The 3,858-nt window shown below is 33.8% G+C and carries 3 protein-coding genes and 1 pseudogene; 1 reads left to right on the plus strand and 3 read right to left on the minus strand.

Annotated elements, in window-relative coordinates; translation table 11 throughout:
• Window positions 1-79 precede the first annotated feature (79 nt).
• Window positions 80-1,855, minus strand: coding sequence for an acyltransferase family protein (locus KTQ83_RS11400; protein WP_217256882.1), 1,776 nt, complete (start codon window positions 1,853-1,855; stop codon window positions 80-82).
• A 148-nt stretch (window positions 1,856-2,003) separates the two neighbouring features.
• Between KTQ83_RS11400 and KTQ83_RS11405 the strand changes: the two genes are divergently transcribed.
• Window positions 2,004-3,212: an L-serine ammonia-lyase, iron-sulfur-dependent, subunit alpha gene (locus KTQ83_RS11405; RefSeq protein WP_217256883.1), complete on the plus strand. Its 1,209-nt coding sequence runs from the start codon at window positions 2,004-2,006 to the stop codon at window positions 3,210-3,212.
• 32 nt (window positions 3,213-3,244) lie between these two features.
• Here KTQ83_RS11405 and KTQ83_RS11410 read toward each other — a convergent pair whose 3' ends face one another.
• Window positions 3,245-3,742: a CBS domain-containing protein gene (locus tag KTQ83_RS11410; protein WP_244975858.1), complete on the minus strand. Its 498-nt coding sequence runs from the start codon at window positions 3,740-3,742 to the stop codon at window positions 3,245-3,247.
• 3 nt (window positions 3,743-3,745) lie between these two features.
• Window positions 3,746-3,805: pseudogene (locus KTQ83_RS12600) on the minus strand (hypothetical protein); the annotation flags it as partial.
• Window positions 3,806-3,858 lie beyond the last annotated feature (53 nt).

Here is a 3,858-nt window from a genome sequence, read left to right on the forward strand (position 1 = left end):
ACGACCCTATAAAAATTTAAGGACTATGTTCGACCCTACAAGAATTTAAATATCCAAGATTAATTCCTCTGCAGTCTTTTTATTTATTCGCTTTTTCTTCAATCTCTTTTTGTTTTTGCATAACCTCATTAATTTTTTCTTGAATTAAATGAGCATATGCATCAGCACCTGATTCCATCGGATGTATTCCATCCTCTTCTAATAAATCTGTATGCTGAGAAATATAAGAATTCCAATCAATCAATGTAATATTTGAATGCTTTTTAGCCAATTCCTTCAGATATTGATTATTGCTAGCTTCCCATTCAACCCCAGGTGCATATACATTGACCCAGAAAATAGATTTATCTGAACCAATCATTTCTAATGTTTGTTCAACCGTACTCTCATCCAATACCCCATTTGTTCCTAGTGACATCACAACTGTATTATGCACAGCCCCTTTTGACTCGTACCAACGCAAAACATCTGGTGCTTGTGACATTTGTCTCGAAACAGCTGCATCGACAGTTGCATCTGGATAAACAGCTTGTATATTTGTATATGCTGACAACATAACGGAATCTCCCAAACAGAATAAACCTTTATCCGATACTTTCTGTGAATTTCCACTAGGACTATAATCTACATTTTTAGCCCTTTCCATTTTGCCATCTGATTTTGCATTCTTTTTCTTATTCTTGATAGCTTCTTCATTTTCGGCAATACGTTTTTGCAACGCACTAGAATCTACTTCTTTTGAAGTTGCTAAAGCAATAACACCTGTGGCCTGAAATACAAACCCAACGATTCCACAAGCCAACACGGCTTTTTGAAATTTTGGTTTGATTTGTTTATATTTAAACACCTTTAAGAAATAATTTGTCCATACAACAAGTGCAATCAAAATTACAAATTCAACTAAATATATGATGAAATGTTTATTCCAATCCTTATATTGAAACAAATAAATGACTGGATATTGCCACAAATAAATTTCATAACTATGTTTACCAATCCAATCTAATATAGGCACATCCAACGAAACTGAGCTATTTGCCGTTTTCTCAATTAAGAACATAGACAAAATTGTCGTTAGTGTTAACACCAATAAATATACAATTGGCATTTTACCATCAAAAATAAAGTAAGAAGCCACTAATATAACTATCAATGAAAGTGAAATGCAAAAATTCTTTTTCGTTTCTTCTTCCTTTGTATATATCCAACCCAAAAGCATACCCGCAAACAATGCATAAATTCGAGTATCCGTTCCATAATACAATCTTGTGACATTCACTTTACATAAATAAAGTATTGGCATTATTAACGCAAAAGCAACAGTGACTCCAAGCATTATCTTGATTGTATTCGAATTTCCTTTTTTTTCTTCCAACTTATATAATCCAAATAATAAAAGCGGAAAAATCAAATAAAACTGCATTTCAATAGACAAGAACCATAAGTGAGAAAATGGTGAAGTATTCGCAATTCTAGTAAAGTAATCCAAACTTTGTGAAATCTGCCAAAAGTTATTAAAACCCGCAAATATACTTAATACTTGCATCTTCATTCCACGCAAACTATCATTAGCCAAAAAGAAATAAACACCTAAAGTTGTAAAAACCATTACCAACAATGGTGGATACAATCTTTTTATTCTTGATATATAAAATTTGATAGCAGAAAACTCCCTGTTCTCCATTTTTTTCTTATTTGTGATAACCATTAAAAAACCAGTTAAAACAAAAAATAAAACAACCCCTAGATACCCACCTTTAAACACGTTAGGAAACATATGAAATAGCGTAATTCCAATAATCGCAATACCACGCAATCCGTCCATTCCCTTTATACGATTTCCTTTTTCTTTCATATCAACATATCCCCTTATCACGCTACTACTAGCACTCTATATTTTAACACAAACAAATCTTAATAATTATTAATAAATATATAATTTTTTAATATCCCTTTTTAAAAAAATACAATATAATATATTAAGATTCTGAAAGGAAAATAACATGCAAAGTATTAAGACAATTTATAAAATCGGACCAGGTCCAAGCAGTTCACACACATTTGGTCCAATGATGGCTTCTAAATATATCAATGAACAGTATCCAGAAGCTACAAACTTCAAAATTACATTATTTGGTTCTTTAGCACTTACAGGAAAAGGGCACCTTACAGACAAAATCATATTAAAAACGTTAGGCACTAGTAAATGCGAGATCATTTTTGATATGAAAACCCCTGTTGAACACCCAAACACAATGATCATTGAAGTATTTGACAAGGATACAAAAATTGCAAAACATACATTCGTATCAATTGGTGGCGGTAAAATAGAAATCGATGGAAAAAAAGGAAATGTAGACCCAGAAATTTATCCACACACAAAGATGGATGATATTCAAGTCTATTGTAATGAACGTCATTTACGTTTAGACCAATATATCGATGAAGTAGAAGATTCTGATTTTGACTCTTACATGAATCAAATCTTCAAACAAATGTTAAAAACAGTTAATACCGGGTTAAAGAAGACTGGTGTTTTACCTGGAAGCTTAAAAATTGATCGAGTAGCCCATGCATTACACCAATCCGCACAAAGTTGTAGTGATATTCAAGATAAAAACAGTTTATTACTAAGTAGCTATGCCTATGCAGCCAACGAACAAAATGCCAGTGGAGGTATTGTCGCAACAGCTCCGACCATGGGTAGCTGTGGCGTTTTACCAAGTCTTGTATATCATTTCTATCACGATCAAAAATATCCTAAAAAAACAATTATCCAAGGACTTAAAGTCGCTGGATTGATTGGAAATCTAATTCAGACAAACGCAACCATCTCAGGTGCCAAAGCTGGATGTCAAGCAGAAGTTGGTGCTGCCTGCTCCATGGGCGCTGCTTTTGTCGCTTATTGTCAACTTCAAAACAACGAACAAATTGAATGTGCTGCTGAAATTGGATTAGAACACCATCTAGGACTTACATGCGATCCAGTTGGCGGATACGTAATGATTCCTTGTATTGAAAGAAATGCAATAGCTGCACAAAGAAGCGTGGATGCTGCAAGACTTGCCAAATATTTGCGTAACGTAAAAAAGAATCGTGTTAGTTTTGATATGGTTGTACAAACCATGAATCTAACAGGAAAGAAACTTCCAATTGAACTAAAAGAAAGTGCACTAGGCGGATTAGCCGTTGTTGTACCTGAAAAAGCATAAAGGCCTAATTCATATGAATTAGACCTTTTTTTCTATTTATCACGAACGAAGCACTCTAATACTTTATAGCCTTTACGCTCTAAATCTGCTTGTAAATCATCTGGTTCAATAGTATCACAACGAATAACCAGATTGGCAATTCCATCCTCAAAAGAATACACACCAATATGATTGATATTCACTTTATTTTCAGCAATAATTTCCGACAGCTTACCAATCGCACCAATTTCATCTTTTACGGCAACCGTAATTCTTGAACCCACTTCATCCCATCCAAGAACATTCAAGAAACATTTAAACACATCATTCTGCGTTACAATACCTGTAACTTCGCCAGAAGCATTTGTGACCGGCAAACATCCAATGTTGTTTTTCAACATTTTCTGTGTTGTATATTCCACCAATTCATTTTCATCGACAGAAATGACTTTTTTTACCATCACTGTGCTTACAGTCGTTTTTGACAATAAATAATTTAATTCATATATGCTTAAGCTCGTCGCATTCGTTGTACCCGAATTAGAAATCATACCTTCTGTAATCAATCCAACAAGTTTTCCTTTTTCAACAACAGGAACACGGTGAATCCCAATGTCATTAAGTTAAGAAATGACGGCTTTGAGGGGAACATAAAAAAATGTGCTCC

This window comes from Holdemanella porci, assembly GCF_019052655.1.
Classification (GTDB): domain Bacteria; phylum Bacillota_I; class Bacilli_A; order Erysipelotrichales; family Erysipelotrichaceae; genus Holdemanella; species Holdemanella hominis.

Bases quoted from the DNA above. Each gene is read 5' to 3' on its own strand.
- KTQ83_RS11410 (WP_244975858.1), bottom strand. From the start codon at position 3,742: ATGATTTCTAATTCGGGTACAACGAATGCGACGAGCTTAAGCATATAT.
- KTQ83_RS11400 (WP_217256882.1), bottom strand. From the start codon at position 1,855: ATGAAAGAAAAAGGAAATCGTATAAAGGGAATGGACGGATTGCGTGGT.
- KTQ83_RS11405 (WP_217256883.1), top strand. From the start codon at position 2,004: ATGCAAAGTATTAAGACAATTTATAAAATCGGACCAGGTCCAAGCAGT.